General features: G+C 41.1%; 38 protein-coding genes and 1 tRNA gene. 9 read left to right on the top strand and 30 right to left on the bottom strand.

The window, feature by feature from the left end; genetic code table 11:
• Nucleotides 1-3: 3 nt before the first annotated feature.
• From A4H00_RS04820 to A4H00_RS04705, 26 genes are all read right to left on the bottom strand, one after another.
• Nucleotides 4-765, bottom strand: a complete 762-nt coding sequence (locus A4H00_RS04820) for a GREB1-related protein (RefSeq protein ID WP_067087779.1) — start codon at nucleotides 763-765, stop codon at nucleotides 4-6.
• The gene (locus A4H00_RS04815; protein ID WP_082815588.1) at nucleotides 765-1,355 is read right to left on the bottom strand and encodes a ParB N-terminal domain-containing protein; all 591 of its coding nucleotides are present in this window, start codon (nucleotides 1,353-1,355) and stop codon (nucleotides 765-767) included. The genes A4H00_RS04820 and A4H00_RS04815 overlap by 1 nt, the downstream gene beginning before the upstream one ends.
• A 353-nt stretch (nucleotides 1,356-1,708) precedes the next feature.
• A tRNA-Tyr gene (locus A4H00_RS04810) sits at nucleotides 1,709-1,791 on the bottom strand.
• Nucleotides 1,792-1,889: 98 nt separating this feature from the next.
• A complete protein-coding gene (locus A4H00_RS04805) occupies nucleotides 1,890-2,324 on the bottom strand; it encodes an ArpU family phage packaging/lysis transcriptional regulator (protein ID WP_067087777.1) in 435 nt (144 codons plus the stop codon).
• A 72-nt stretch (nucleotides 2,325-2,396) separates the two neighbouring features.
• Complete coding sequence (locus A4H00_RS04800; protein ID WP_067087775.1) at nucleotides 2,397-2,696, bottom strand: helix-turn-helix domain-containing protein; 300 nt, start codon at nucleotides 2,694-2,696, stop codon at nucleotides 2,397-2,399.
• A 1-nt stretch (nucleotide 2,697) separates the two neighbouring features.
• Nucleotides 2,698-2,880, bottom strand: coding sequence for a hypothetical protein (locus A4H00_RS04795; RefSeq protein ID WP_067087773.1), 183 nt, complete (start codon nucleotides 2,878-2,880; stop codon nucleotides 2,698-2,700).
• Nucleotides 2,877-3,092, bottom strand: a complete 216-nt coding sequence (locus A4H00_RS04790) for a hypothetical protein (RefSeq protein WP_067087771.1) — start codon at nucleotides 3,090-3,092, stop codon at nucleotides 2,877-2,879. The genes A4H00_RS04795 and A4H00_RS04790 overlap by 4 nt, the downstream gene beginning before the upstream one ends.
• Complete coding sequence (locus A4H00_RS04785) at nucleotides 3,089-3,520, bottom strand: YopX family protein (RefSeq protein WP_067087769.1); 432 nt, start codon at nucleotides 3,518-3,520, stop codon at nucleotides 3,089-3,091. Before A4H00_RS04785 ends, A4H00_RS04790 begins: the two co-directional genes overlap by 4 nt.
• Complete coding sequence (locus A4H00_RS04780; RefSeq protein WP_067087766.1) at nucleotides 3,520-4,116, bottom strand: DUF1642 domain-containing protein; 597 nt, start codon at nucleotides 4,114-4,116, stop codon at nucleotides 3,520-3,522. Before A4H00_RS04780 ends, A4H00_RS04785 begins: the two co-directional genes overlap by 1 nt.
• Entirely contained in the window at nucleotides 4,109-4,699 is a 591-nt protein-coding gene (locus A4H00_RS04775; RefSeq protein ID WP_067087764.1) for a DUF1642 domain-containing protein, read from the bottom strand. The genes A4H00_RS04780 and A4H00_RS04775 overlap by 8 nt, the downstream gene beginning before the upstream one ends.
• Nucleotides 4,686-4,928, bottom strand: coding sequence for a DUF3310 domain-containing protein (locus tag A4H00_RS04770; RefSeq protein WP_067087762.1), 243 nt, complete (start codon nucleotides 4,926-4,928; stop codon nucleotides 4,686-4,688). The genes A4H00_RS04775 and A4H00_RS04770 overlap by 14 nt, the downstream gene beginning before the upstream one ends.
• Nucleotides 4,925-5,161: a helix-turn-helix domain-containing protein gene (locus A4H00_RS04765; RefSeq protein WP_067087760.1), complete on the bottom strand. Its 237-nt coding sequence runs from the start codon at nucleotides 5,159-5,161 to the stop codon at nucleotides 4,925-4,927. The genes A4H00_RS04770 and A4H00_RS04765 overlap by 4 nt, the downstream gene beginning before the upstream one ends.
• A complete protein-coding gene (locus A4H00_RS04760; protein WP_335339459.1) occupies nucleotides 5,154-5,528 on the bottom strand; it encodes a RusA family crossover junction endodeoxyribonuclease in 375 nt (124 codons plus the stop codon). Before A4H00_RS04760 ends, A4H00_RS04765 begins: the two co-directional genes overlap by 8 nt.
• Nucleotides 5,529-5,542: 14 nt before the next feature.
• On the bottom strand, nucleotides 5,543-5,773 hold the full coding sequence (locus A4H00_RS04755) for a hypothetical protein (protein ID WP_067087755.1): 231 nt from the start codon (nucleotides 5,771-5,773) through the stop codon (nucleotides 5,543-5,545).
• A gap of 10 nt (nucleotides 5,774-5,783) precedes the next feature.
• Nucleotides 5,784-6,218, bottom strand: a complete 435-nt coding sequence (gene ssb, locus A4H00_RS04750) for a single-stranded DNA-binding protein (protein ID WP_067087753.1) — start codon at nucleotides 6,216-6,218, stop codon at nucleotides 5,784-5,786.
• Nucleotides 6,215-6,808, bottom strand: coding sequence for an ERF family protein (locus tag A4H00_RS04745; protein WP_082815659.1), 594 nt, complete (start codon nucleotides 6,806-6,808; stop codon nucleotides 6,215-6,217). Before A4H00_RS04745 ends, ssb begins: the two co-directional genes overlap by 4 nt.
• An 11-nt stretch (nucleotides 6,809-6,819) precedes the next feature.
• Nucleotides 6,820-7,302, bottom strand: coding sequence for a siphovirus Gp157 family protein (locus tag A4H00_RS04740; protein WP_067087750.1), 483 nt, complete (start codon nucleotides 7,300-7,302; stop codon nucleotides 6,820-6,822).
• Nucleotides 7,303-7,479 carry a hypothetical protein gene (locus tag A4H00_RS12010; RefSeq protein ID WP_167541355.1) on the bottom strand — a complete coding sequence of 59 codons (177 nt, stop codon included), beginning with the start codon at nucleotides 7,477-7,479 and terminating at the stop codon, nucleotides 7,303-7,305.
• Between the two features lie 128 nt (nucleotides 7,480-7,607).
• Nucleotides 7,608-7,943, bottom strand: coding sequence for a hypothetical protein (locus A4H00_RS04735; RefSeq protein WP_067087748.1), 336 nt, complete (start codon nucleotides 7,941-7,943; stop codon nucleotides 7,608-7,610).
• Nucleotides 7,931-8,095, bottom strand: a complete 165-nt coding sequence (locus A4H00_RS11830; protein ID WP_157770985.1) for a hypothetical protein — start codon at nucleotides 8,093-8,095, stop codon at nucleotides 7,931-7,933. Before A4H00_RS11830 ends, A4H00_RS04735 begins: the two co-directional genes overlap by 13 nt.
• Nucleotides 8,088-8,408, bottom strand: coding sequence for a hypothetical protein (locus tag A4H00_RS04730; RefSeq protein WP_067087746.1), 321 nt, complete (start codon nucleotides 8,406-8,408; stop codon nucleotides 8,088-8,090). The genes A4H00_RS11830 and A4H00_RS04730 overlap by 8 nt, the downstream gene beginning before the upstream one ends.
• On the bottom strand, nucleotides 8,401-8,625 hold the full coding sequence (locus A4H00_RS04725; protein WP_067087744.1) for a hypothetical protein: 225 nt from the start codon (nucleotides 8,623-8,625) through the stop codon (nucleotides 8,401-8,403). The genes A4H00_RS04730 and A4H00_RS04725 overlap by 8 nt, the downstream gene beginning before the upstream one ends.
• 28 nt (nucleotides 8,626-8,653) lie before the next feature.
• On the bottom strand, nucleotides 8,654-8,908 hold the full coding sequence (locus tag A4H00_RS04720) for a hypothetical protein (RefSeq protein WP_067087742.1): 255 nt from the start codon (nucleotides 8,906-8,908) through the stop codon (nucleotides 8,654-8,656).
• Nucleotides 8,909-8,993: 85 nt separating this feature from the next.
• Nucleotides 8,994-9,881 (bottom strand): DnaD domain protein, encoded by an 888-nt coding sequence (locus tag A4H00_RS04715; protein WP_067087741.1) that lies wholly within the window; start codon nucleotides 9,879-9,881, stop codon nucleotides 8,994-8,996.
• On the bottom strand, nucleotides 9,882-10,094 hold the full coding sequence (locus tag A4H00_RS04710) for a hypothetical protein (RefSeq protein WP_067087739.1): 213 nt from the start codon (nucleotides 10,092-10,094) through the stop codon (nucleotides 9,882-9,884).
• 15 nt (nucleotides 10,095-10,109) lie between these two features.
• A complete protein-coding gene (locus tag A4H00_RS04705) occupies nucleotides 10,110-10,298 on the bottom strand; it encodes a helix-turn-helix domain-containing protein (RefSeq protein WP_067087737.1) in 189 nt (62 codons plus the stop codon).
• A gap of 161 nt (nucleotides 10,299-10,459) precedes the next feature.
• Here A4H00_RS04705 and A4H00_RS04700 point away from each other — a divergent pair, with 161 nt between their 5' ends.
• On the top strand, nucleotides 10,460-10,669 hold the full coding sequence (locus A4H00_RS04700; RefSeq protein ID WP_067087735.1) for a hypothetical protein: 210 nt from the start codon (nucleotides 10,460-10,462) through the stop codon (nucleotides 10,667-10,669).
• On the opposite strand, the gene A4H00_RS04695 is transcribed toward A4H00_RS04700, so the two are convergent.
• The 4 genes from A4H00_RS04695 to A4H00_RS04680 all read right to left on the bottom strand — a co-directional run bounded on the left by A4H00_RS04695 (nucleotide 10,646) and on the right by A4H00_RS04680 (nucleotide 11,816).
• On the bottom strand, nucleotides 10,646-10,900 hold the full coding sequence (locus tag A4H00_RS04695) for a hypothetical protein (protein ID WP_067087733.1): 255 nt from the start codon (nucleotides 10,898-10,900) through the stop codon (nucleotides 10,646-10,648). The genes A4H00_RS04700 and A4H00_RS04695 overlap by 24 nt on opposite strands.
• Nucleotides 10,901-10,915: 15 nt before the next feature.
• Nucleotides 10,916-11,107 (bottom strand): helix-turn-helix domain-containing protein, encoded by a 192-nt coding sequence (locus tag A4H00_RS04690; protein ID WP_067087730.1) that lies wholly within the window; start codon nucleotides 11,105-11,107, stop codon nucleotides 10,916-10,918.
• 87 nt (nucleotides 11,108-11,194) lie between these two features.
• Complete coding sequence (locus tag A4H00_RS04685) at nucleotides 11,195-11,575, bottom strand: hypothetical protein (RefSeq protein ID WP_067087728.1); 381 nt, start codon at nucleotides 11,573-11,575, stop codon at nucleotides 11,195-11,197.
• A 34-nt stretch (nucleotides 11,576-11,609) separates the two neighbouring features.
• Nucleotides 11,610-11,816 (bottom strand): helix-turn-helix domain-containing protein, encoded by a 207-nt coding sequence (locus tag A4H00_RS04680; RefSeq protein WP_067087725.1) that lies wholly within the window; start codon nucleotides 11,814-11,816, stop codon nucleotides 11,610-11,612.
• A gap of 486 nt (nucleotides 11,817-12,302) precedes the next feature.
• Here A4H00_RS04680 and A4H00_RS04675 point away from each other — a divergent pair, with 486 nt between their 5' ends.
• The 8 genes from A4H00_RS04675 to rnjA all read left to right on the top strand — a co-directional run bounded on the left by A4H00_RS04675 (nucleotide 12,303) and on the right by rnjA (nucleotide 18,412).
• Nucleotides 12,303-13,085, top strand: coding sequence for a helix-turn-helix domain-containing protein (locus tag A4H00_RS04675; protein WP_237334216.1), 783 nt, complete (start codon nucleotides 12,303-12,305; stop codon nucleotides 13,083-13,085).
• Nucleotides 13,086-13,168: 83 nt separating this feature from the next.
• Complete coding sequence (locus A4H00_RS04670) at nucleotides 13,169-13,399, top strand: hypothetical protein (RefSeq protein WP_067087724.1); 231 nt, start codon at nucleotides 13,169-13,171, stop codon at nucleotides 13,397-13,399.
• Nucleotides 13,396-13,683, top strand: coding sequence for a type II toxin-antitoxin system RelE family toxin (locus tag A4H00_RS04665; RefSeq protein WP_067087722.1), 288 nt, complete (start codon nucleotides 13,396-13,398; stop codon nucleotides 13,681-13,683). Before A4H00_RS04670 ends, A4H00_RS04665 begins: the two co-directional genes overlap by 4 nt.
• A gap of 96 nt (nucleotides 13,684-13,779) precedes the next feature.
• A complete protein-coding gene (locus A4H00_RS04660; RefSeq protein WP_067087719.1) occupies nucleotides 13,780-14,016 on the top strand; it encodes a zinc-ribbon domain-containing protein in 237 nt (78 codons plus the stop codon).
• A complete protein-coding gene (locus tag A4H00_RS04655) occupies nucleotides 14,016-14,750 on the top strand; it encodes a DUF3800 domain-containing protein (protein ID WP_067087717.1) in 735 nt (244 codons plus the stop codon). Before A4H00_RS04660 ends, A4H00_RS04655 begins: the two co-directional genes overlap by 1 nt.
• Nucleotides 14,751-15,063: 313 nt before the next feature.
• Nucleotides 15,064-16,161 (top strand): site-specific integrase, encoded by a 1,098-nt coding sequence (locus A4H00_RS04650; RefSeq protein WP_067087715.1) that lies wholly within the window; start codon nucleotides 15,064-15,066, stop codon nucleotides 16,159-16,161.
• A 340-nt stretch (nucleotides 16,162-16,501) separates the two neighbouring features.
• On the top strand, nucleotides 16,502-16,732 hold the full coding sequence (locus A4H00_RS04645) for a DNA-directed RNA polymerase subunit epsilon (RefSeq protein ID WP_067087713.1): 231 nt from the start codon (nucleotides 16,502-16,504) through the stop codon (nucleotides 16,730-16,732).
• A 3-nt stretch (nucleotides 16,733-16,735) separates the two neighbouring features.
• Nucleotides 16,736-18,412, top strand: a complete 1,677-nt coding sequence (gene rnjA / locus A4H00_RS04640; RefSeq protein WP_067087711.1) for a ribonuclease J1 — start codon at nucleotides 16,736-16,738, stop codon at nucleotides 18,410-18,412.
• Nucleotides 18,413-18,430: the final 18 nt, after the last annotated feature.

The following is an 18,430-nucleotide window of genomic DNA, read 5'->3' as shown; positions in this document are numbered from 1 at the left end:
CAACTAGACCCCCTTTATCGGTGGTTTTATGATAGGATTAAAATCAAATCTCTTTTGCTTTTTACCGAGCCTGCTATTGCTTGTCTTGTCAAATCTGACAATTTTATCACCCCATTTTTTCTGTAATCGCAACAATTGTTCTAACTCAACATCATAATTTCTCATCATTGCGCAACCACCTGCTTGCTCTGATTGCTTTACTCGATAATGAAATTTATTCACTCGCAATGCTACACGATAACGATTCAATTGCTGGAGTGTCATGTCATAATCTTCTTTCAAAGGGATATTTTCATCATACCTTAATTCATTTCCTTTCAAAAAACAATGAAACGGGGCACCTATAAAAGAAGTTGTGGAAAATGGACAAAACGCTCTATAGCCCCTTCTGTCTTCTAAACAATTTACTCCCCAAAATTTTGCCCCCCACTCATCCGCAATCAAAGAATATTTTTCAATAAATTGAATGAAATCTTCTGCCTCAAGCGACGTTTTCTCTTCATTTTCCCAAAAGCCAAAAAAATAACAATCATCATCAATCATCACAACTACATCATCATCTTGAGTGTGGTCTAAAATCCAATTACGAACTCTTGCAATATTCCCTTGGACTTCATCAGGCATTGTTCTAATAATTGTATCTGGATTTTGTTTTTGATAAGCCTCTTTTTCCTTCTCCGCAACCCAAACAACACAAAAAGGATATAACTTCAATATTTCGACAACAGGTCGCTTATAACTAGGGATATTCACTGAAATTTTCATCACTTCACTTCTCCTAATATTTGATTGATAGCCTTAGCACCATCTAAAACCCTGCCAACCCCTTGTCGATCCATTTTTTTGGCTAAATCTTTCTTGCTTTCAATTCCAAACAAACTCTGCGCTTGTGCCCAATCAACAATATTATCAAATTTTAAAACTAAATAATTATTTTGTTCATACAACTCTTCTGTAAATTCAACCTCAGGTATGATGTCTTCTACTTCCTCTTTTTCCTCAAATCCAAAAAGTTCCATATCCAAATTAATTATTGAATCAAGCTCGATGTCTAACAAAACATTGTCCCATGTGGCAATTTCTCCGACCTTATTATCAGCCAACCGAAACGCCTTTATCTGCTCTTCAGACAAATCATCGGCAACAATAACGGGTACAGTCTCTAATTTGAGTTTCTTCGCAGCCTTATATCGAGTATGCCCATTGATAATCTCACCATCTGATGTAGCAACAATTGGCACTTTAAAACCAAATTCTTCAATTGAATTCGCAACTGGATCTACTGCACCATCATTTTTTCTTGGATTTTTACTATACGGCCTCAATTCATCTACATTCATTTCGATAATCTGCATAATTGCCTAGTCTCCTTCTTGAAAATCAAAAAAGCCACACGCTTGTGTGACTAATGCATATTGAGTTAGAGCGATATGCAATTCTCTAACCTCATCGCTCCTGAGGTCCGCAGACTTCTCAGAGCTTAACACAGGAACAGTCGGAATCGAACCGACACGGGTACTTTTAATCTTATTGATTTGAAGATTTAGCTATTATCTCGTACCAAGGGCGCTACCCCGTCTGCCTCCAAAACAGATTTATGTTCCTACAGACAAGTCTTCTACCCTTTTATTTTCAGGCGTGAAGCCGTGCTTGATGCACATTTTTATCAACCGTCGCTGAAGGGGATATTGTCATCAACCCCATATTACGGAGAGTGCAGGATTCGAACCTGCGCCTTCAAACAAGAACGGATTTACAGTTCGCTGTCCCAACCCATCGAACCAACTCTCCAAATGGCCAGAGCGCCATACGCTTCCTGACCTAATCCTATGACAATACCATTTTATCACCATAAATGGTCTACAAACTTCACGCCAACTATGCAAAAACTAGGTTGTATCTGCAATTTCTACAAGCAATACCCCACCACGGTATACTTCTGCGAACTCTATCAGCGCAATGGATAATGCGTGATAGTAACTCCCCTCACTCATGAATAAACCATGATAGATTTCAAAATCATATTTAGGACGATTACATAAAAATTTCTCGTACAAAATCCGCCTATGATACGGATCAAGCAGATGACCCACCGCATACTCGATAGCTTCAAGCTCTGCTAATGCGGCTACCTTACTTATCGCCAGCCGCTCAACTGGACGGCTAGGTGTACCATGCGATTGCCTAGGCTCAAAAGAGTAAGTCGCTGTGACTTTCTGGCCGTCAACATCACCTGCAATCCGCCTCCAGCGTGGATACTCTCTCAGTTTCCTCTTAGCGTTTCTGATTGTCTGTTTTTCATCGATCTCTGGAAAAAAAGTCACTTCGCTGTCTCCTTTGTGATATAATATTGATATGGTTATTATTCACAAGGAGTCAGCAATTGCTGGCTTTTTTTATTTTCGCTGGTAACCGTACCACGGGAATTTAAACACTATCTTCCCACGTTCTGACAAGACTTTGCCTTTCACTTTCGGATTTTGCATCGGTTCCGGCTTCAGTTGCCTACGTTCCCACTCCAATCTCCTTGCTTGGTTGTAGAGCTGTTCGATTTTAAGGCGATTTTCATCGCTTATAGCAAAACCTCGCTTCCACTTAGAAATCGTGTTAAAAGTTACGCCGATTTTCTCTCCAAGTTGCTGCTGCGTCCAGTAGTTGACTTTTAAAATGTAGGCCACTTTCTCAGCTGTTGTCATTTTACCCTCCTGGATACTGTACATACTTATTCATCTCTTGCAACTGTTGCGTAAGCACTTCGTTGCGTTGGTACAGCCCGTCAATCTGGTCTTGTAGACTTCTGATTGACAACACCATCAAAAACAGCGTGGACAGCAGAAATAGCGCAATGAGCACGATGATTAATTTTATCTGTGTGGTCATTGGACAGCCTCCTCAAAATCTACATAATAAAAATTCCTGTAACTTCCATAATCAATCACTAGCTGGCCATCTTTGTTCCAAAAGCGATAGTACGGCGCACTGATTTCACGCTTCGTCCTAACATGATGATCAATCACGTCAAAAGCCTGATTCTGCGTCTCACATTCGCCTAGCAATTCTCTCTGCTCGCTAGTCCCCCAATAGACTTTCACTCCTCGACCTCCAACAACTCTTTATTCTGATAGATATTCCCAACCACACGCATCAGCCTGTTTAACTCTGCTAAATCATCGCTGTATTTGCCCTTGTAATAAACAACAGGCCTATCTTTTCGAAACTTAACCTCGAAACGAAAACCGCTATCTGGCTCTTCCAAAATATCGCCCTCGTAAATTTTCTTGTTGCGAAAATCACGCAGACCCGTGTATTTCATCAGATAAGCCTGACGGACACCATCTGGATTTTCCCAAAAAAGCGGCACGGTGTTGTAGCCACTGCTGTCCCTCCCGATACTGACGTGAATCTCTCCATCATCTTTTTTGAGAAAGCCCCTGACAGGCCTCATGGTCTTTCGCAGCCCATTATAGACGCGGAAATCCAAACCATCTAAAATCTGATTCTTCTCCCTTGTGCTAATCATCACTCCACCTCCTTCGCAAACTGCCAAGCCCACTCAAAATCTTGCTTGATTTCGGCTTCGGTGAGCTGATTGCTACAGCTCATTTTCCATGTTTTCGACATGGATTGCCTGATACACACTTTCCCTTCTTTGCGACCTAACACTATGCTGTATTCATCAATATTCGGGTCTGGTATCTCGACTGTATACAACTTCTCCTGCTCAACCTCAACTGCATCTAAACCATTTACAATCAACGTTGCAAGAGCAAACTCTCTCTGACGATTCGTCTTATCATCATTGTCATATAGCCAAGTTTGTAGTTCTTCAGCTTTGTCAAAATCATTTTCAAACTCATAACTATATAAACCGCTGAACCATTCATCAAAACCAGATAATTCGTCTTTATATTGCTCATAATAATCTACAGCTACTTGTGACACTTTCACTTTCTGTGGTTCATCGGGTTCAAGGTGTTCCGTCGCACAAGTAATTATCGCTCCTTTATCAGTTTCGACTTCTGAAAATTGGCAACCACCGTATCCCTCAAAGTTGCGAACAACTACACCCCGAGTGATAACTCTGTCCCCTGTTTTAATCACTTCTTGTTTATTCATCTACTTCTACCTCCACTGCAAACTCTCTATAATGCTCTGGAATTTCTTCAAGTGTAAACTCCTGAATCAGGATACTGTCCCTTGCACAAGCGAAAAAACTATCTGAATGGTTCTCGCCTTTTGATAAATACTGCTGACCGTTTGCAGAAACCAATCCCTCAAGTGGTACCCGATATTTCTTCTCCTGCTCAATCTCATAACCATCAAGCCAAGCACGAGCTAAAATGTCTCCTGTTCTTGTAGGATTGTGAACAAACCATTTAAGAATGTCTTCTGGAACTAGGTTGTCATGGATTCGCCCCATTACTCCATAAAGATTGTAGATTATTTTACATTCTTCAATCCAATCCGCCACAAATTGCGGAATTTTCACTTTCTGTAGTTCGTCAGTCACTAGTTCAAGCTGTTCTTCATCATAACTCCACGTAGAACCATCTTCAAAACATACGTAACAATAAGGTACTTTTCTATTTACAACAATACCAATCCCATTCTGATACTGCATCATTTGCCCTAACCAGCGGTCAGGTCGTTCCTCTTGTGGTAATACTCTCACTTTATCTCCAAATTTAAATTGTTTCATCTGTTTTCTCCATCTCCCCAATCAACCAATCCAGATGTTGCCGAGCCTTTTTCAAGTCCTCAACCCCATTTTTCATCTGAAACCGCAATAAATACTTGATGACATTGCCCCAACAATAGGCTGCCTTCCCAGCTAAATCACCGATAAAATTATCGACAACGCTCATGGCTTCAAGCCCGTATTTCCCGTGGTAGTGTTGGGGTTTTGTTATATTATCAAATTGTTTCATCTACTTTCTCCAATCAACTCTTCTTCACTCACACTAAAGAACGTGCAAATATCTTCCAACGCTTCCTTGCTTGGGGCAAAATTGCCAAGCTCCCAGTTACTGAGCACCGAATAATGATAGCCCAACTTCAGGGACAATCCCCGTTGTGTCAGTCCCATTTGCTTACGCAAAGCACGTAGCTTAACGCTAAAATGTTTTACTTGCGCATCGCTTAAACGTCTTCGTTTACCCATTTTCTATCTCCTCAACCTCTATCACGATTTTATATTTTCCTTTCACACCACTAAGCCCGCCGTATTCAAAAGTCATAAACCGAATCACTTCATGATTGTCATCCGACCAAATACCAGCATCTGTCAGGCCATCAACCAGTGCTTTTACAGTCGGATAAAAGTTCGGCGGATCCATTCGTCTCTTAGTTGGTGCGCAAATCGTCACCACAAGCCCGCAGGGGCGTTTTTTAGTATAGGGTATAGTTTTATACTCCTGACCTTTTAAAACGGCAATACGGCGAAGATAGGCAGTGATTTGAGCCTTCTGTGTCCAATGCGGTCTGTCATTCGCATTCAACATCTCTTTGCGCTGTTTCGTGTTACTCAAAATAAACTCAAATTTCATATAGGCAATTCATCTCGCTGTTGATAAAATGCAAGCACCATCTCTAGCCATTCATCATCTAAAATCAGAAATTGATTAGAGGTCAGATAGTACCGTTGTTGCTCAAACCAATATTTGAACATTTCGAAATCCTCAACAACCTGATGCACTATCGTCCTCGTAAACTCACCGTGCCAAACGATATAGACGTTCGGATGTTCACTGTGCTGAGTAATCTTTAATTTCATCTGTCACCTCTTAAAACGGCAAATCATCATCTGAGAGTTCCATCGGTGTTGTTGTCTGCCCCTGGAAAAAGCTAGTCTGCTCTTGCTTGTTTTCATTTTGGGAAGAACCACCTTGGCCACCCTGATTGCGACTCTCTAGCAATTGGAAATTGTTGGCAATCACTTCTGTCACATAGACCCGTTGCCCCTGCTGGTTGTCATAACTTCGTGTCTGTATGCTGCCTGTAATCCCAATCAAAGCGCCCTTCTTAGCCCAATTGGCCAAATTCTCAGCCTGTTGTCGCCACATCACGCAGTTAATAAAATCCGCCTCCCGCTCGCCATTCTGATTCTTGAAATTGCGATTCACCGCAAGCGTAAATGTCGCGACTGCCTGATTAGACGGAGTATATTTCAACTCCGCATCTCTCGTCATCCGACCCACTAAAACTACATTGTTTATCATTCTTGTTTATCCACTTTCTTTTTATTTCCGAGTTTAGCGATAAGTCCCAACACCGCTTGATACTGGTTCATCGTCAAATCTTCTAACTTTAAAATGCCATTTTTTTCACAAATCCAAGCGACCGCTTCTTGCATTTTTTCTTCTGTATCGCATTTACTTTCTAAACGGTCTGTTATTTCATTTAGCTCATCTACGCCAATTTTTTGAAAAGAATCCACATCCTCTTCTCCCATCGCAAACACACCCTGCAATGCATACTTCCTTGCGTATGAGCCAACAGCTCCCGTCCACTGCGGAATCTGCATTTGCTGAATGGTTTTTCCCGTTTTAGTCGTCAATACTGGAACTTCTCCCAATTCCGCAATGCCTTGACTACTGTATTTCTCCGAATCTTTCTGCACAATCACTTTAGCGATATAAAAAATTCGTCCAGCCATTTCTTGCAACGCATCTTCAAACGTTAATACCCAACCAGATGATACTTTCTTAAAATGCGTCTCAATCTGTTCCGCATTCCTAAACGCATACTTGACATCACCCTGCTTTGTTTTTGCTATCTGCATCTTCTTTTGCAACTCTTCAAAAGTCATACCGCTCTGACTCATTTAACCACCACGCTTTCCGAATACCCAAATTCTGCACCTTCAATCACCTCTCCAGCTTCAAGCGCCTTTTTGATATCTGCCTTGATTGGTGTATACTCAATTTTCTCCTTCATGTACTGCAACGGAATCTTCGTCTCATCCACAATCTGCACCGTCTTTCGATCGCTGACGGAAACCTTGAACAACTCCGTCTCGACCTTTTTGACCTGCGACAGCTTCATCGCATTCTTGATGATTCCCTTGTAACGTTCTGCCTTCTGCTCCGCTTGCTTGCGTTTTTCAGTGAATTTGCTTGCTTCCGCCTTGTAAATTTCCGCATCAGCCAAGCTATTCTTCATCATTTTGACAAAATACTCGATATTAACTTCCAGCTGCCCTTGAAAATCAAGGCTCTCTAGAGTATCACGAAACGTCTCATCGTCAAGCTCCATCTCTTGCAACTGAGCATAAATTCCTTCTAGTTCATACAAATAAGCCATCTATTTTCTCCTCTTCGTCTGTTTTAAATTCCAATTTTCACGCTCTAAGCGCTTGATCTCTTTTTTCTGCCACTCAATCAACAGATACACCTCTGCCAGTTCATCTGCTAGACTTGAGTACCTTCTCCACCAGTAGAGGTTGTCCTCATACTGGTCTTTCGTTTGTAAGTCAATCATAAGCTCTAGCCTGCCACGTTACATCAACAATGTCGCTTTGACACTCGGGACAATCTAACGCTTTATATTCCGAAATCTCAGACCATTCGTATCCACAATCTGCGCAACGGTATTCACGACTCATCATGTCAAGACCTCCGTGTCCAATATTCCTCAAAATCAATGCCACGTTGTACTTTTGCAATTTGCAAGGTTGTACGTGCCTGCGTTACGTTCGCCCGTAAACCCATCTCCAGCTCTTCTCTATTTCGTGCTGCATACAACCCATGCTTTTTGCCCTTTAGACTACCGACCGGATGGCCTTTCCGCTTCAAACACTCGACAATGTTTTCTAGTTTGCGCTTATAAAGCCCTAATGCTTTCCATGCTTTTTTTGCCGGAATAGGATTCTCACACGTTCCATGCGCAATGATAAAATTCAATACATTTGCTTCTTCTGCCGTCAAATCTTTCAAATGCTCCATACTCCCTCCTTCACATGTTTCTGGCATAGCGCCCGCATTTGTTTCAAATACTGCGCCTTGTTGTCAAGAACATCCACAACTGCCTCACGTTCTTTCTCCGTCGCTTTATGCCACGCTAACTCAAATTCCTGTTTCTTACGTTTACTAAGCATATTTTGCACCGTACTTTCTATTTGCCTTTGGTTTTTGCGTTGGAACTACAACTACATGCTGCCTTGCATATCTATCAATCTCAGCTTGTACTTGTGGACCTCTGCTGACAGACCAACGTGTTTGAGCATTCTTAATGTGTTTATACCTAGCAACCGCATTTGCTTCTAACTCTCGCTCATGCTGTTCAATCAATAACTGCTTCTCACGCTTCTTACGCTGTTTCTCCAGCTTGTACTGATCCGTAATCGCAACGCCCAAGCAAATCATGAAGAATGCCAGCGCAACACATGCCCCGCCTAAAAAATCACTCATAATCCACCTCATGTATCTCTAGTAAATTCTTGTAATAGTCCACCTGCGCCTGTAGCTTGTATAATTTCGCCCGAGCTCGTCGATGGCCTAATTTTTCTTTCTCCGCAAACTGCCAATACTCAATCGCCAAACTCCGCCATTTCTCAGCTTCATCTGGCAACTGCTCTTTTTCCTCTTGGGCTGATAACCCCAAAAACTGTTTCAACTTTTCAAACATGCTATTCTCCTTCAGCACTCCCCAGCGCTTATTGTTTCATTAAGTGTTTAACCTCATTTACATCTGCAAGGCAATATTCTTTGCGCTTGCCATTTTTGTAAAACCGAAGACCGTAGCTCTCCATCCGCTTCACTTCCCGCCACGATAACCCTTCCCTATCCATCAACTCCTGTTGAGTCAGCCAGATATTCCTATCTCGTTCGCTTATCGCCTCAAGTGCTTTTTCTGCGATTTGCATAGCAAGAGAATTAACCAACTCATTAAAACTTTCTTGCGGATTCATTGCACCCTCGCCTCTTTCATGATATAATTACCTCGTAATTTTTTGTATGCCCCTTTTCGGATTGCCGTCCGTTGGGGCTTTTTCTTTATCCATTTTCCAGCTCCTCAAGCTCTGCAACCAACTTCTGCAACTCCGCTTGACCTTCTGCCGTTATCCCAGTCTTGGGCGGCTTGGTAGACCATTCAGGGACGTTGGTTTGTTTCAAGTTAGGGCTGTTTCCGCCTTGGAAAGACTTAGCTTTTGACTCAACTCTCTGTCGCTCCCTATCCTCAACTTGAGCCAACGTCAGGATTCCACCTGCTTTCCAGTTCCGTAAGATAGCCAAGATATATTTTAGATTTCGTTTGTTATTGTCTGCCGCTTCTGTAACAGCTCTACAAATGACATCGACATTCATACCATCAAGCGTGTGAAAATCCATTAGCATTTGAAGCTGTGGTCCATCTACGAACAATCCATGACTTTGACAATGATTGACGATGACGAGCGAGGGAGTATCTACTCTGTCCTTCTCTTCTCTATCCTCATCTAATCTATTCTTATCTATTCTATTCTCTTCTATTCTCTTCTGGGTTGCCAATTGGGTGCCAGACGGTTTCCAAACGGTTGCCAAACGGTTGCCAGACTCCTCAAACCCTTGGTATTCCTTGCTTTCAGCGATTTGCAATTGTTTAAATTCTTCTGCATATACCGTTTTATTATAGCGGTCGTTCCTAATGGTATTATGTATCCGCCAATCCTTGACTACTATAATTCCGCTATTAAAAAGAATCAAAAAATTTTGCTCAACTAACATTTTTAAATCCAAATCACTCGCCCCAATCATTCGCTTAATAGTTTTAGCATTATCGATAAAACCATCGTCATCAGCATTCATATTGAGATGAAAATAGAGGGCTTGTGTGCTTAACGGCAATTCTAAGAATTTATCGGAATTAGTAATGGTCTTATTGAACATTCTTTTTTGCGCCATTTACACCTCTCTATCTCCAATAAACAATTTTTCGGCCGTTGTCTGCACTTCCTTAATCTCTACATTTTCCAAGCAAAATTCCACAAAGCGCCCTATAGTTGTACTGATAACCAAATCATTTTCCGTACAAAACTCAACTAATTTTTCATGCACTTCCTTCGGCAATCTAACCCCTGGCCTTTTTGTGTTATATACTTTTTGCGGATTATCCATTTTATCCTCCTGTGTTTATTTTCTAAATTCATCCAAGCTGACACCTAGTGCATCAGCGATTTTCACCATGTTGTCATAATAAATGCGTTTACTCCGTCCAGCTTTCAAATCAATCAACACATTCTGATCGATGCCAGCTTTCTTACTAACGGCATACATCGTCATACCTTTTTCATCCATAATTCGCTTGATTCTCTGCCACATAACACTTCCTCCTAGACACTATATATTGTATTTTAAATCTATTTTTATATCATTTATGCGCAATATATTGACAAGGCAATATATTGGCGATATAATTCTTTTGAATATGACCTCTCACCGTTGTATTCACATAAAAAACTAACGAAAGGAGGATATTGATTATGTCGTATAACCAAGTAATTGCTGATAAAATTCTTGAGTTCGCTAAACTTGAGCCAACAACTCCAGCTGGTACCGCTCACGATTTTCGCTCTGATGAATTTGACCAAGATGATTTTAGAGATACTGCTAAGAAGCTCATTTTAACTGGTCAAATCTCTGCCAAACTCCAAGAAGATTACAGCGGTTTATTCATTGAGTTCAGGCAATAAGGCTTGAACTTCTGCCACTATTTCATCTACGTCAACTACATCTGGTGTAAATGTGATAGTGGCTTTTGGTTTTTCTCCTGCTGGCATTTCTAACTTAAAATCGGTTACGCCACGCCCGAGTTCCCAATCATTAACTTTTATTTGATACCCAGATGACAATAAACACTGCCCTTCTATGGGTTCAAGTTTTGGCTTGATACTTAAATGCAATTTTTCAATTTGCTTCTGCATCCTCACTCCTCCTTCCTACCCCACCAGCTCATTCACCGTACAGCCCAATTCACGAGCCACCGCCTTTGCCTGTGGGAGTGTTAACGTCCGCAAATCATTCTCTACACGAGATAAGAATGCGTAATCTAATAGCGTCTTCTCTGCCAGCTCACGCAAGGACATTTCCTTGTCCTCTCGAAGCCTACGCATGCGCTCACCATAAGTCATATCTGCCCTCCTCTCCATTAGTTATAGTTTGTTGTGTTTTGTCAACAACAAACTTTGATAAATGTAGTTTATCAAGCAAATTTTTGATTATTTTTTGTCCAAATGCTTTTGCATATACATTTCATTGACCGTCATCCCAAGCGCCAAGGCTTTTAGTTTTTCAAACCCTCGCATCATCTCAGCGTAGGCTTTACGCTCCTCAGCGTATTTAGCGTGATTTTCAATACCTGGTTGTTGCTTGCAAATGAAACGAATTTCCTCGTCTGATAATTTGTAGTAGACAAACATCTGAATGTCTATCCAAAACGTATCCACGTCCGAACGGCGCCAATTAAAGGCCTCACGCTCAATCTCAATGCACAGCTTGGCAATCTCCAATCCTCGCTCAGAATCCAGCAAAGCGTTGTTTTGTGGTCTAATCGGCATGACTTCCGCCAGCCATTCCTTGAATGGTAATTCTAAATCCATGTTTTTCTCCTTGGTGTTATTTTTGTCAACCAAACTATGAAACTAAAATGGCCTCAAGGACCACTTTAGAGTCAACTCCCAAAATATCAGCAAGAGCCAGCATTTCATTGCCGTCAAATCTCTCTTTCGGTTTCTTCTGTTTGCGATAGAATCCAGTACGAGTAAGACCCATTCGTTCGGCAATTACCTGACGCTTAATCCCGCTATTATCCAAGAGCTTTTCGAACTCTGTTTTCTTCATTAACCACCCCCCTTTCTACACTAACCAAGTGATGATGATAACAATGACGGTTAAGGCAATCAAAGACCAGGTTATTATTTTTGCGGTTTTATCTTGCATTTTTTCCACCTTCTGCTATAATGAAACTACACAATAGTGGTTGGGGCGTTCGCCCCTCCCACCTTCTTCATTAGAAGAGTTTTGAGATTAAGTTTATCAATGCTGAAATCAGATTTACGACTGCAATCACAAGTCCGATTTTAATTTCATTGGTAAGCTTTTTCTTTTTGTGCTTTCTGCTTTTCATTAAGCTCTTTCCTTTCTTTAAGTTTCCTTGTCTAAGATTGCCTTTCTCAACCTTACAAATACATTATACACCTTTGTTTCCTTTTTGTCAACAGATTTGTGTCAAAAAAGTCAACTTTTTGATAATATTTTATTATCGTTTTTGTTGACAAAAAGAAAACACGATTATATAATAAGGTTAGAAAACAAAGGAGAGCGCTTATGAATACTAAAATAGCTTTTCCTGCAATGGTCAAGGAATACAGGCTAGCTAACAATTTAACAATGGAACAGCTGGCAGAGAAAATTGGAAAAACAAAATCAACTATTTCAAAATGGGAAAGCGGAACACGTTCTCCCAAAATATACGAAATAGAAGAAATTGCAATATTCTTTGGGGTTCACCCTGAAGTTATGATGTTCGGCGAAACCTCCACCGCCTCACCAGACGCAAAAAATGGCACCGTACAGGCGATAAATGACAAGGTGGTACAATTACACCCCGAACGCCAAGAAATCGTCCTAGAGGTCGCTACGGAGCAATTAGAGGAGCAAATAAAAGCAAACACTCCCCAAGCAGAAAACAAGGTGGTGTCCATCTCTGAAAAAAGGGTTGAGTACGAAGTTCGAAAACGCGTTGACAAATCTGCACCAGGTAAAGTCTCAGCAGGTACAGGCTATTGGCAAGAAGATGACTACGATACCATCGTATCCTTCTACGAAGACGACATCCCAGACGATGACGACTACGACACCATCGCTATTGTCGTTGGCCACTCCATGGAGCCAAAGATAAAAAACGGCGATTTTCTCTTTATTAAGTACACCTCCCAAGTAGACACCAACACCATTGGCATCTTCCAAGTCAACGGCGAAAACTACGTCAAAAAACTCAAAGACGGTTACCTCCAATCCCTCAACCCAGATTATGACAACATCCAACTCACCCCAAACGATGAAATCCGAACTATCGGCGAAGTGGTGGACGTTTATCGGGAGGGGTAAAGCATCTTCAATGTTGGAAGAACACACATCATCGGAAAAGTCATCGGCAGTTTCAAACCGATGGAAAGATAAAGGAGAATACAATGACCACATTCACACTCACAATTGACGAAAAAAACAAATATATCGCCGACTATTTCAAAGCAAATAACATCGACGATAGCCAACTCACCTTTGAACAACTCCTAGCCATCCTTGAAGAAGCTGAGGATTACGCAGCAGGCATGACAGCCTTAGCCGAACAAAAAAATAACCCTGATTACAAAACCTATGCACTCGAAGAAGTCGCTGACGAACTAGGTATTGCCCTATGACCTACAAAGTAGAATTTGACCCCAAGGCAAAAAAACAACTCAAAAAATTAGACAAACCTATCGCCGAAAAAATCATCCGTTGGCTCTATGCAAACGTAGACGGCACTTCTCTGCCCAGACTACACGGAAAAGCCTTGACAGGAGACCTAGGCGGATTTTGGCGCTACCGTGTCGGAGATCACCGCATTATCTGCGACATTCAAGATGACAAATTGATTGTCCTAGCCGTCCATATCGCCCACAGAAAGCAAGTCTACAAACTCAAACTACCAAATAAACGGTAGGATGAACAGCGAAATCGTGGACGTTTATAGGGGAGATTAAAGTATCTTCAATATCGTAGGAAGCGCCACACCGATTGAGAGATAAAGGAGATCAATATGAAAAAATGTTTACGTTGCAATCACGAAAATGATGCAGTAAATAACTTCTGCATTAAATGCGGAGCCCCTTTAAAAAACACATGCACTGCTCGTAATTGCCCTAACCGGGAAAACGATATAGAGTTAGTTGATGAAGCTGCATACTGCCCTCTGTGCGGTTCTGAAACATTGTTTAAAACCTATGGAATAGCATCATCTTCAACGGATATTTCTGATGATGATTTACCGTTCTAATGTATTTACTATATATCGATGAATCTGGAACAAAAGATTTACACCGAGGCGAAAAAAATAAAGAGGGAAACTCGGAATATTTTGTGCTAGGAGCTGTTTTAATAAAAGCCGAAGATCTAAGTGATGTCGAGAGACGGATACAAGGTCTAAAGGAAAATTATTTAAAAAATCCTTATGAAGAATTAAAAACGACTATTAAACAGAAAAAACTAATTCAAAATAAAAAACGTCAAGATTTTCTTGACGAGATTTATTTAACTATTTCAGAATCTCAGTGTCACTGTTTTGGAGCTCAACTTCACAAGCCTACTTTACAAAAAGAAGGTTTGCTGTCTAGCAAAGACGATGTTTATAAAATGTGTTTCCAACACATTTTATCTGCCGTCAACAGTTTTATGAAGCACGAACGTTCAAAGCAAACTGTCACTGTTTTTATCGACAGAATCGACCCCGTCCATAACAAAAGTGTTTACATTGCTTATAAACAAGCTTTGGAGAGCAAAGCGATTGATTTTAGAGGTTTCGACGATAAACAATTCTCTCCTTCTATCAATTTCGTTGATTCAGAATTTACAATCGGGGTACAATTAGCAGACATGGTCTCTGGTGCACTCTGGCGAGGCGTTGAGAAAAATCAAAAAGACTATGCACGTCGTTTATCTAAACGATTCCCTGTTGACAGCAACGGCAATTACATTGGTTTCAGTTATCAAAGATGCGAAAAATGGAAATAAAAAAACGAACAGGGTAGCAGTAATTTCAACTGCAAGCTAACAAGGGAACTACCCTTGTCACCCAGGCTATTAGGACCTAGACCACTGTTCTTCGTTATCTTTATTATATAATAACTTAGTATAACTGTCAACTAAATAAAAAACTCCCCACACTCTCAACCGCCAAGTCTGAGTGTGAGGAGAAAAAATAATCGAACAGTAAACAGGCATTAAAAAGCCCCCTTTACTATACCCATTTTATCACAAAAAGGAGGTGATGCCAATATCCTATCTCAAAAAAGCATTCCCCAGCGCAACGAGAAAGGAAAAATAAATGATTACAAAATACACCAAAAAAGACGGCACTACCGCCTATAAATTACAAGCGTATCTAGGAATTGACCCCATAACAGGAAAACAAGTAAGAACGACCAGACAAGGCTTTAAAACTCAAAGGGAAGCAAAACGAGCCGAAACCAAACTAGTCGAAGAATTCCAACGGCAAGGCACCTGGAAACGCAATGACAAAATCACCTTTAACGAAGTAGCCGAACTGTGGTTCGAGCAATATAAAAACACCGTCAAAAAGTCAACTTACCACACGAATACAATCTACTTCAAAAAGCACATTAAACCCGTATTCGGGCACTTACAATTCTCTAAAATCAATATCGCAATCTGTCAACGTTTTGTCAATAATCTAGCAAATACATCCGCCTTCGGAACCTACAGAAGTTTAGCTAATCGCATTTTTAAATACGCCATTCATCTAGGAATTATCGACAACAGCCCACTCGACAAGGTCATTATCCCAAAATCTACGCACATCCCCAAAAGAGAAACAACTGAAAATCATTATACAAAAGACGAACTGACCCATTTCTTAGAAATCATAGAAGAAAACGAGAGCCTAGAAAGACTACTCTTCTATCGTATTCTTGCCTTCGGCGGACTACGTGTAGGCGAAGCCACAGCTCTAGAAAAAGACGATTTCGATTTTACAAACAATACCATCAGCATAAACAAAACATTTGCTCAAATCGGAGAAGGCTGGACTATCCAATCACCCAAAACTAAAAAAAGTACTCGTACCATATCGATGGACGCTAAGACAATGCAACTCGCTAAATCCTATCTCACGCAATGTATTAAACCATTGCACGGACATTTCAGGGTATTTACCGTTACCCCCTCTGGCGCAAGAGAATGGTTGCGGCGCACTCTGAACAAACATGGATTAAAGCATATAACCCTACACGGCTTCCGCCACACTCACGCCTCACTCCTGTTTGAAACTGGAGTCCCTGCCAAGGTGACACAAGAACGGCTAGGTCATGCTAAAATCTCAATCACTTTAGATTTATACACCCATTTATCAAAATCTCAAAAAGATGAGGTGGCAGATAAATTAGCAGACTTTATCGCAATATAGCAAAAACGTAGTAGAAAACGTAGTAAAACACTTAACCCGCTTCCAAAAACTATTGAAATCAAGGGTTTTTACAATATGTTCTTTTTGTGGTATAATAGTAGAAAAATCACAACTAAAAATGACAACTCTAGAAAATTACATAGATCTCACTAGACTATTTTCGCAATAGCCTAGCCTGTTTGGACGGTGCAATGCATCCAAACCCAACAAGAAATGTAGAGCCTAAGCTATCCGCTTATACTCTTGCTTTTTTGTAGTCTGAACAGATAAAAGAAGTGAAATAGGGCGCAGTCTACTCTCTCATTTTTCAGAAAGAATTGTCATCAATGAAAGGAAACACATGATTTATAAAGTATTTTACCAAGAAGCAAAAGATGCTACTCCACGCCGCGAACAAACTCGTACTCTTTATCTCGATATTGATGCGAAAACTGAATTAGAAGGCCGTATTATCGCTCGCCAACTAGTAGAAGAACATACAGCTTACAACATCGAATTTATCGAATTATTGTCTGAAAACCACCTTGAGTACGAAAAAACTCATGCCGATTTTAGTATTACGGAGTTTTAATCCATGTCAGTAAATTTAAAACCTCAAGAAGTCGGCGTCTTTGCCATCGGTGGTTTGGGAGAAATCGGGAAAAATACCTACGGGATTGAATACCAAGATGAGATTCTGATTGTCGATGCGGGTATTAAATTCCCAGAAGATGACCTACTCGGTATTGACTACGTTATTCCAGATTACTCTTATATCGTTGATAATATTGACCGTGTAAAGGGGCTTGTCATCACCCATGGTCACGAAGACCACATCGGAGGGATTCCTTTCCTTCTCAAACAAGCTAATATCCCTATCTATGCTGGACCGCTTGCCCTTGCTCTCATTCGTGGAAAATTAGAAGAACACGGTCTCTTGCGTGATGCAACACTCCATGAAATCAATCACAATACCGAGTTGACCTTTAAACAGCTCAAAGTCAGCTTCTTCCGCACCACTCACTCTATTCCAGAACCACTTGGTATCGTCATTGATACTCCTCAAGGAAAGATTGTCTGTACAGGAGACTTCAAATTTGACTTTACACCTGTAGGAGAACCTGCTGACTTACATCGCATGGCGGCTCTTGGAGAAGAAGGTGTCCTTTGCTTACTTTCTGACTCGACAAATGCGGAAGTACCAACCTTTACCAACTCAGAAAAAGTCGTCGGCCAATCCATCATGAAATTGATTGAAGGCATTCACGGTCGCATTATCTTTGCCTCCTTTGCCTCAAACATCTTCCGTTTACAACAAGCTGCCGATGCCGCGGTAAAAACTGGACGGAAGATTGCCGTATTTGGCCGTTCTATGGAAAAAGCCATTGTAAACGGTATTGAGCTAGGCTACATCAAAGTCCCTAAAAATACCTTTATCGAGCCAAATGAAATCAAAGAATACCCTGCCAGCGAAATTATGATTCTCTGTACAGGAAGTCAAGGTGAGCCGATGGCTGCCCTTTCTCGTATCGCACACGGTACCCACCGTCAAGTTCAATTGCAACCAGGCGATACCGTTATCTTCTCATCTAGCCCCATCCCAGGAAACACAACTGGCGTTAACAAGCTGATTAACATCTTGATTGAAGCAGGTGTAGAAGTCATTCACGGCAAGATTAACAACATCCATACTTCTGGACACGGTGGACAACAAGAGCAAAAACTCATGCTCCGCCTCATCAAACCAAAATTCTTCATGCCTGTCCACGGCGAATATCGCATGCAAAAAATCCATGCCCAACTCGCTATGGATACCGGTATTCCTAAAGATAACATTTTCATCATGGAAAATGGAGATGTCCTTGCCCTGACAAAAGATAGTGCTCGTCTAGCAGGACAGTTCAACGCTCAGGATATCTATGTAGACGGAAACCGCATTGGAGAAATTGGTGCAGCTGTCCTCAAAGATCGCAGAGACTTATCTGAAGACGGTGTTGTCCTTGCTGTCGCAACTGTTGATTTCCAATCACAAATGATTCTAGCAGGTCCAGATATCCTCAGCCGAGGCTTTATCTATATGCGAGAGTCAGGCGACCTCATTCGCGAAAGCCAACGCATTTTATTCAATGCCATTCGTATCGCTCTTAAAAACAAAGAAGCCAATATCCAATCTGTCAACGGAGCTATTGTCAATGCTCTCAGACCCTTCTTATACGAAAAGACCGAACGCGAACCAATCATCATCCCGATGATTCTAACACCTGATAAATAACAGATAAAACCGCCACCT

It is taken from the genome of Streptococcus marmotae, assembly GCF_001623565.1.
In the GTDB taxonomy this organism is placed as follows: Bacteria; Bacillota; Bacilli; order Lactobacillales; family Streptococcaceae; genus Streptococcus; species Streptococcus marmotae.
This window is presented reverse-complemented; position numbering and strand designations above follow the sequence as displayed.

What these genes read in the sequence shown, in the direction of transcription:
- A4H00_RS11830 (WP_157770985.1), bottom strand. Translation starts at nt 8,095, where the DNA reads ATGCTTAGTAAACGTAAGAAACAGGAATTTGAGTTAGCGTGGCATAAA.
- A4H00_RS04720 (WP_067087742.1), bottom strand. Translation starts at nt 8,908, where the DNA reads ATGAATCCGCAAGAAAGTTTTAATGAGTTGGTTAATTCTCTTGCTATG.
- A4H00_RS04655 (WP_067087717.1), top strand. Translation starts at nt 14,016, where the DNA reads ATGTATTTACTATATATCGATGAATCTGGAACAAAAGATTTACACCGA.
- A4H00_RS04800 (WP_067087775.1), bottom strand. Translation starts at nt 2,696, where the DNA reads ATGACAACAGCTGAGAAAGTGGCCTACATTTTAAAAGTCAACTACTGG.
- A4H00_RS04660 (WP_067087719.1), top strand. Translation starts at nt 13,780, where the DNA reads ATGAAAAAATGTTTACGTTGCAATCACGAAAATGATGCAGTAAATAAC.
- A4H00_RS04745 (WP_082815659.1), bottom strand. Translation starts at nt 6,808, where the DNA reads ATGACTTTTGAAGAGTTGCAAAAGAAGATGCAGATAGCAAAAACAAAG.
- A4H00_RS04775 (WP_067087764.1), bottom strand. Translation starts at nt 4,699, where the DNA reads ATGAAACAATTTAAATTTGGAGATAAAGTGAGAGTATTACCACAAGAG.
- A4H00_RS04650 (WP_067087715.1), top strand. Translation starts at nt 15,064, where the DNA reads ATGATTACAAAATACACCAAAAAAGACGGCACTACCGCCTATAAATTA.
- A4H00_RS04820 (WP_067087779.1), bottom strand. Translation starts at nt 765, where the DNA reads ATGAAAATTTCAGTGAATATCCCTAGTTATAAGCGACCTGTTGTCGAA.
- A4H00_RS04785 (WP_067087769.1), bottom strand. Translation starts at nt 3,520, where the DNA reads ATGATTAGCACAAGGGAGAAGAATCAGATTTTAGATGGTTTGGATTTC.
- A4H00_RS04770 (WP_067087762.1), bottom strand. Translation starts at nt 4,928, where the DNA reads ATGAAACAATTTGATAATATAACAAAACCCCAACACTACCACGGGAAA.
- A4H00_RS04715 (WP_067087741.1), bottom strand. Translation starts at nt 9,881, where the DNA reads ATGGCGCAAAAAAGAATGTTCAATAAGACCATTACTAATTCCGATAAA.
- A4H00_RS04665 (WP_067087722.1), top strand. Translation starts at nt 13,396, where the DNA reads ATGACCTACAAAGTAGAATTTGACCCCAAGGCAAAAAAACAACTCAAA.
- A4H00_RS04695 (WP_067087733.1), bottom strand. Translation starts at nt 10,900, where the DNA reads ATGCAGAAGCAAATTGAAAAATTGCATTTAAGTATCAAGCCAAAACTT.
- A4H00_RS04815 (WP_082815588.1), bottom strand. Translation starts at nt 1,355, where the DNA reads ATGCAGATTATCGAAATGAATGTAGATGAATTGAGGCCGTATAGTAAA.
- A4H00_RS12010 (WP_167541355.1), bottom strand. Translation starts at nt 7,479, where the DNA reads ATGATTGACTTACAAACGAAAGACCAGTATGAGGACAACCTCTACTGG.
- A4H00_RS04680 (WP_067087725.1), bottom strand. Translation starts at nt 11,816, where the DNA reads ATGAAGAAAACAGAGTTCGAAAAGCTCTTGGATAATAGCGGGATTAAG.
- A4H00_RS04780 (WP_067087766.1), bottom strand. Translation starts at nt 4,116, where the DNA reads ATGAATAAACAAGAAGTGATTAAAACAGGGGACAGAGTTATCACTCGG.
- A4H00_RS04645 (WP_067087713.1), top strand. Translation starts at nt 16,502, where the DNA reads ATGATTTATAAAGTATTTTACCAAGAAGCAAAAGATGCTACTCCACGC.
- A4H00_RS04795 (WP_067087773.1), bottom strand. Translation starts at nt 2,880, where the DNA reads ATGACCACACAGATAAAATTAATCATCGTGCTCATTGCGCTATTTCTG.
- rnjA (WP_067087711.1), top strand. Translation starts at nt 16,736, where the DNA reads ATGTCAGTAAATTTAAAACCTCAAGAAGTCGGCGTCTTTGCCATCGGT.
- A4H00_RS04685 (WP_067087728.1), bottom strand. Translation starts at nt 11,575, where the DNA reads ATGGATTTAGAATTACCATTCAAGGAATGGCTGGCGGAAGTCATGCCG.
- A4H00_RS04765 (WP_067087760.1), bottom strand. Translation starts at nt 5,161, where the DNA reads ATGGGTAAACGAAGACGTTTAAGCGATGCGCAAGTAAAACATTTTAGC.
- A4H00_RS04700 (WP_067087735.1), top strand. Translation starts at nt 10,460, where the DNA reads ATGTCGTATAACCAAGTAATTGCTGATAAAATTCTTGAGTTCGCTAAA.
- A4H00_RS04740 (WP_067087750.1), bottom strand. Translation starts at nt 7,302, where the DNA reads ATGGCTTATTTGTATGAACTAGAAGGAATTTATGCTCAGTTGCAAGAG.
- A4H00_RS04670 (WP_067087724.1), top strand. Translation starts at nt 13,169, where the DNA reads ATGACCACATTCACACTCACAATTGACGAAAAAAACAAATATATCGCC.
- A4H00_RS04755 (WP_067087755.1), bottom strand. Translation starts at nt 5,773, where the DNA reads ATGAAATTAAAGATTACTCAGCACAGTGAACATCCGAACGTCTATATC.
- A4H00_RS04735 (WP_067087748.1), bottom strand. Translation starts at nt 7,943, where the DNA reads ATGGAGCATTTGAAAGATTTGACGGCAGAAGAAGCAAATGTATTGAAT.
- A4H00_RS04675 (WP_237334216.1), top strand. Translation starts at nt 12,303, where the DNA reads ATGAATACTAAAATAGCTTTTCCTGCAATGGTCAAGGAATACAGGCTA.
- A4H00_RS04710 (WP_067087739.1), bottom strand. Translation starts at nt 10,094, where the DNA reads ATGGATAATCCGCAAAAAGTATATAACACAAAAAGGCCAGGGGTTAGA.
- A4H00_RS04705 (WP_067087737.1), bottom strand. Translation starts at nt 10,298, where the DNA reads ATGTGGCAGAGAATCAAGCGAATTATGGATGAAAAAGGTATGACGATG.
- A4H00_RS04725 (WP_067087744.1), bottom strand. Translation starts at nt 8,625, where the DNA reads ATGTTTGAAAAGTTGAAACAGTTTTTGGGGTTATCAGCCCAAGAGGAA.
- ssb (WP_067087753.1), bottom strand. Translation starts at nt 6,218, where the DNA reads ATGATAAACAATGTAGTTTTAGTGGGTCGGATGACGAGAGATGCGGAG.
- A4H00_RS04730 (WP_067087746.1), bottom strand. Translation starts at nt 8,408, where the DNA reads ATGAGTGATTTTTTAGGCGGGGCATGTGTTGCGCTGGCATTCTTCATG.
- A4H00_RS04690 (WP_067087730.1), bottom strand. Translation starts at nt 11,107, where the DNA reads ATGACTTATGGTGAGCGCATGCGTAGGCTTCGAGAGGACAAGGAAATG.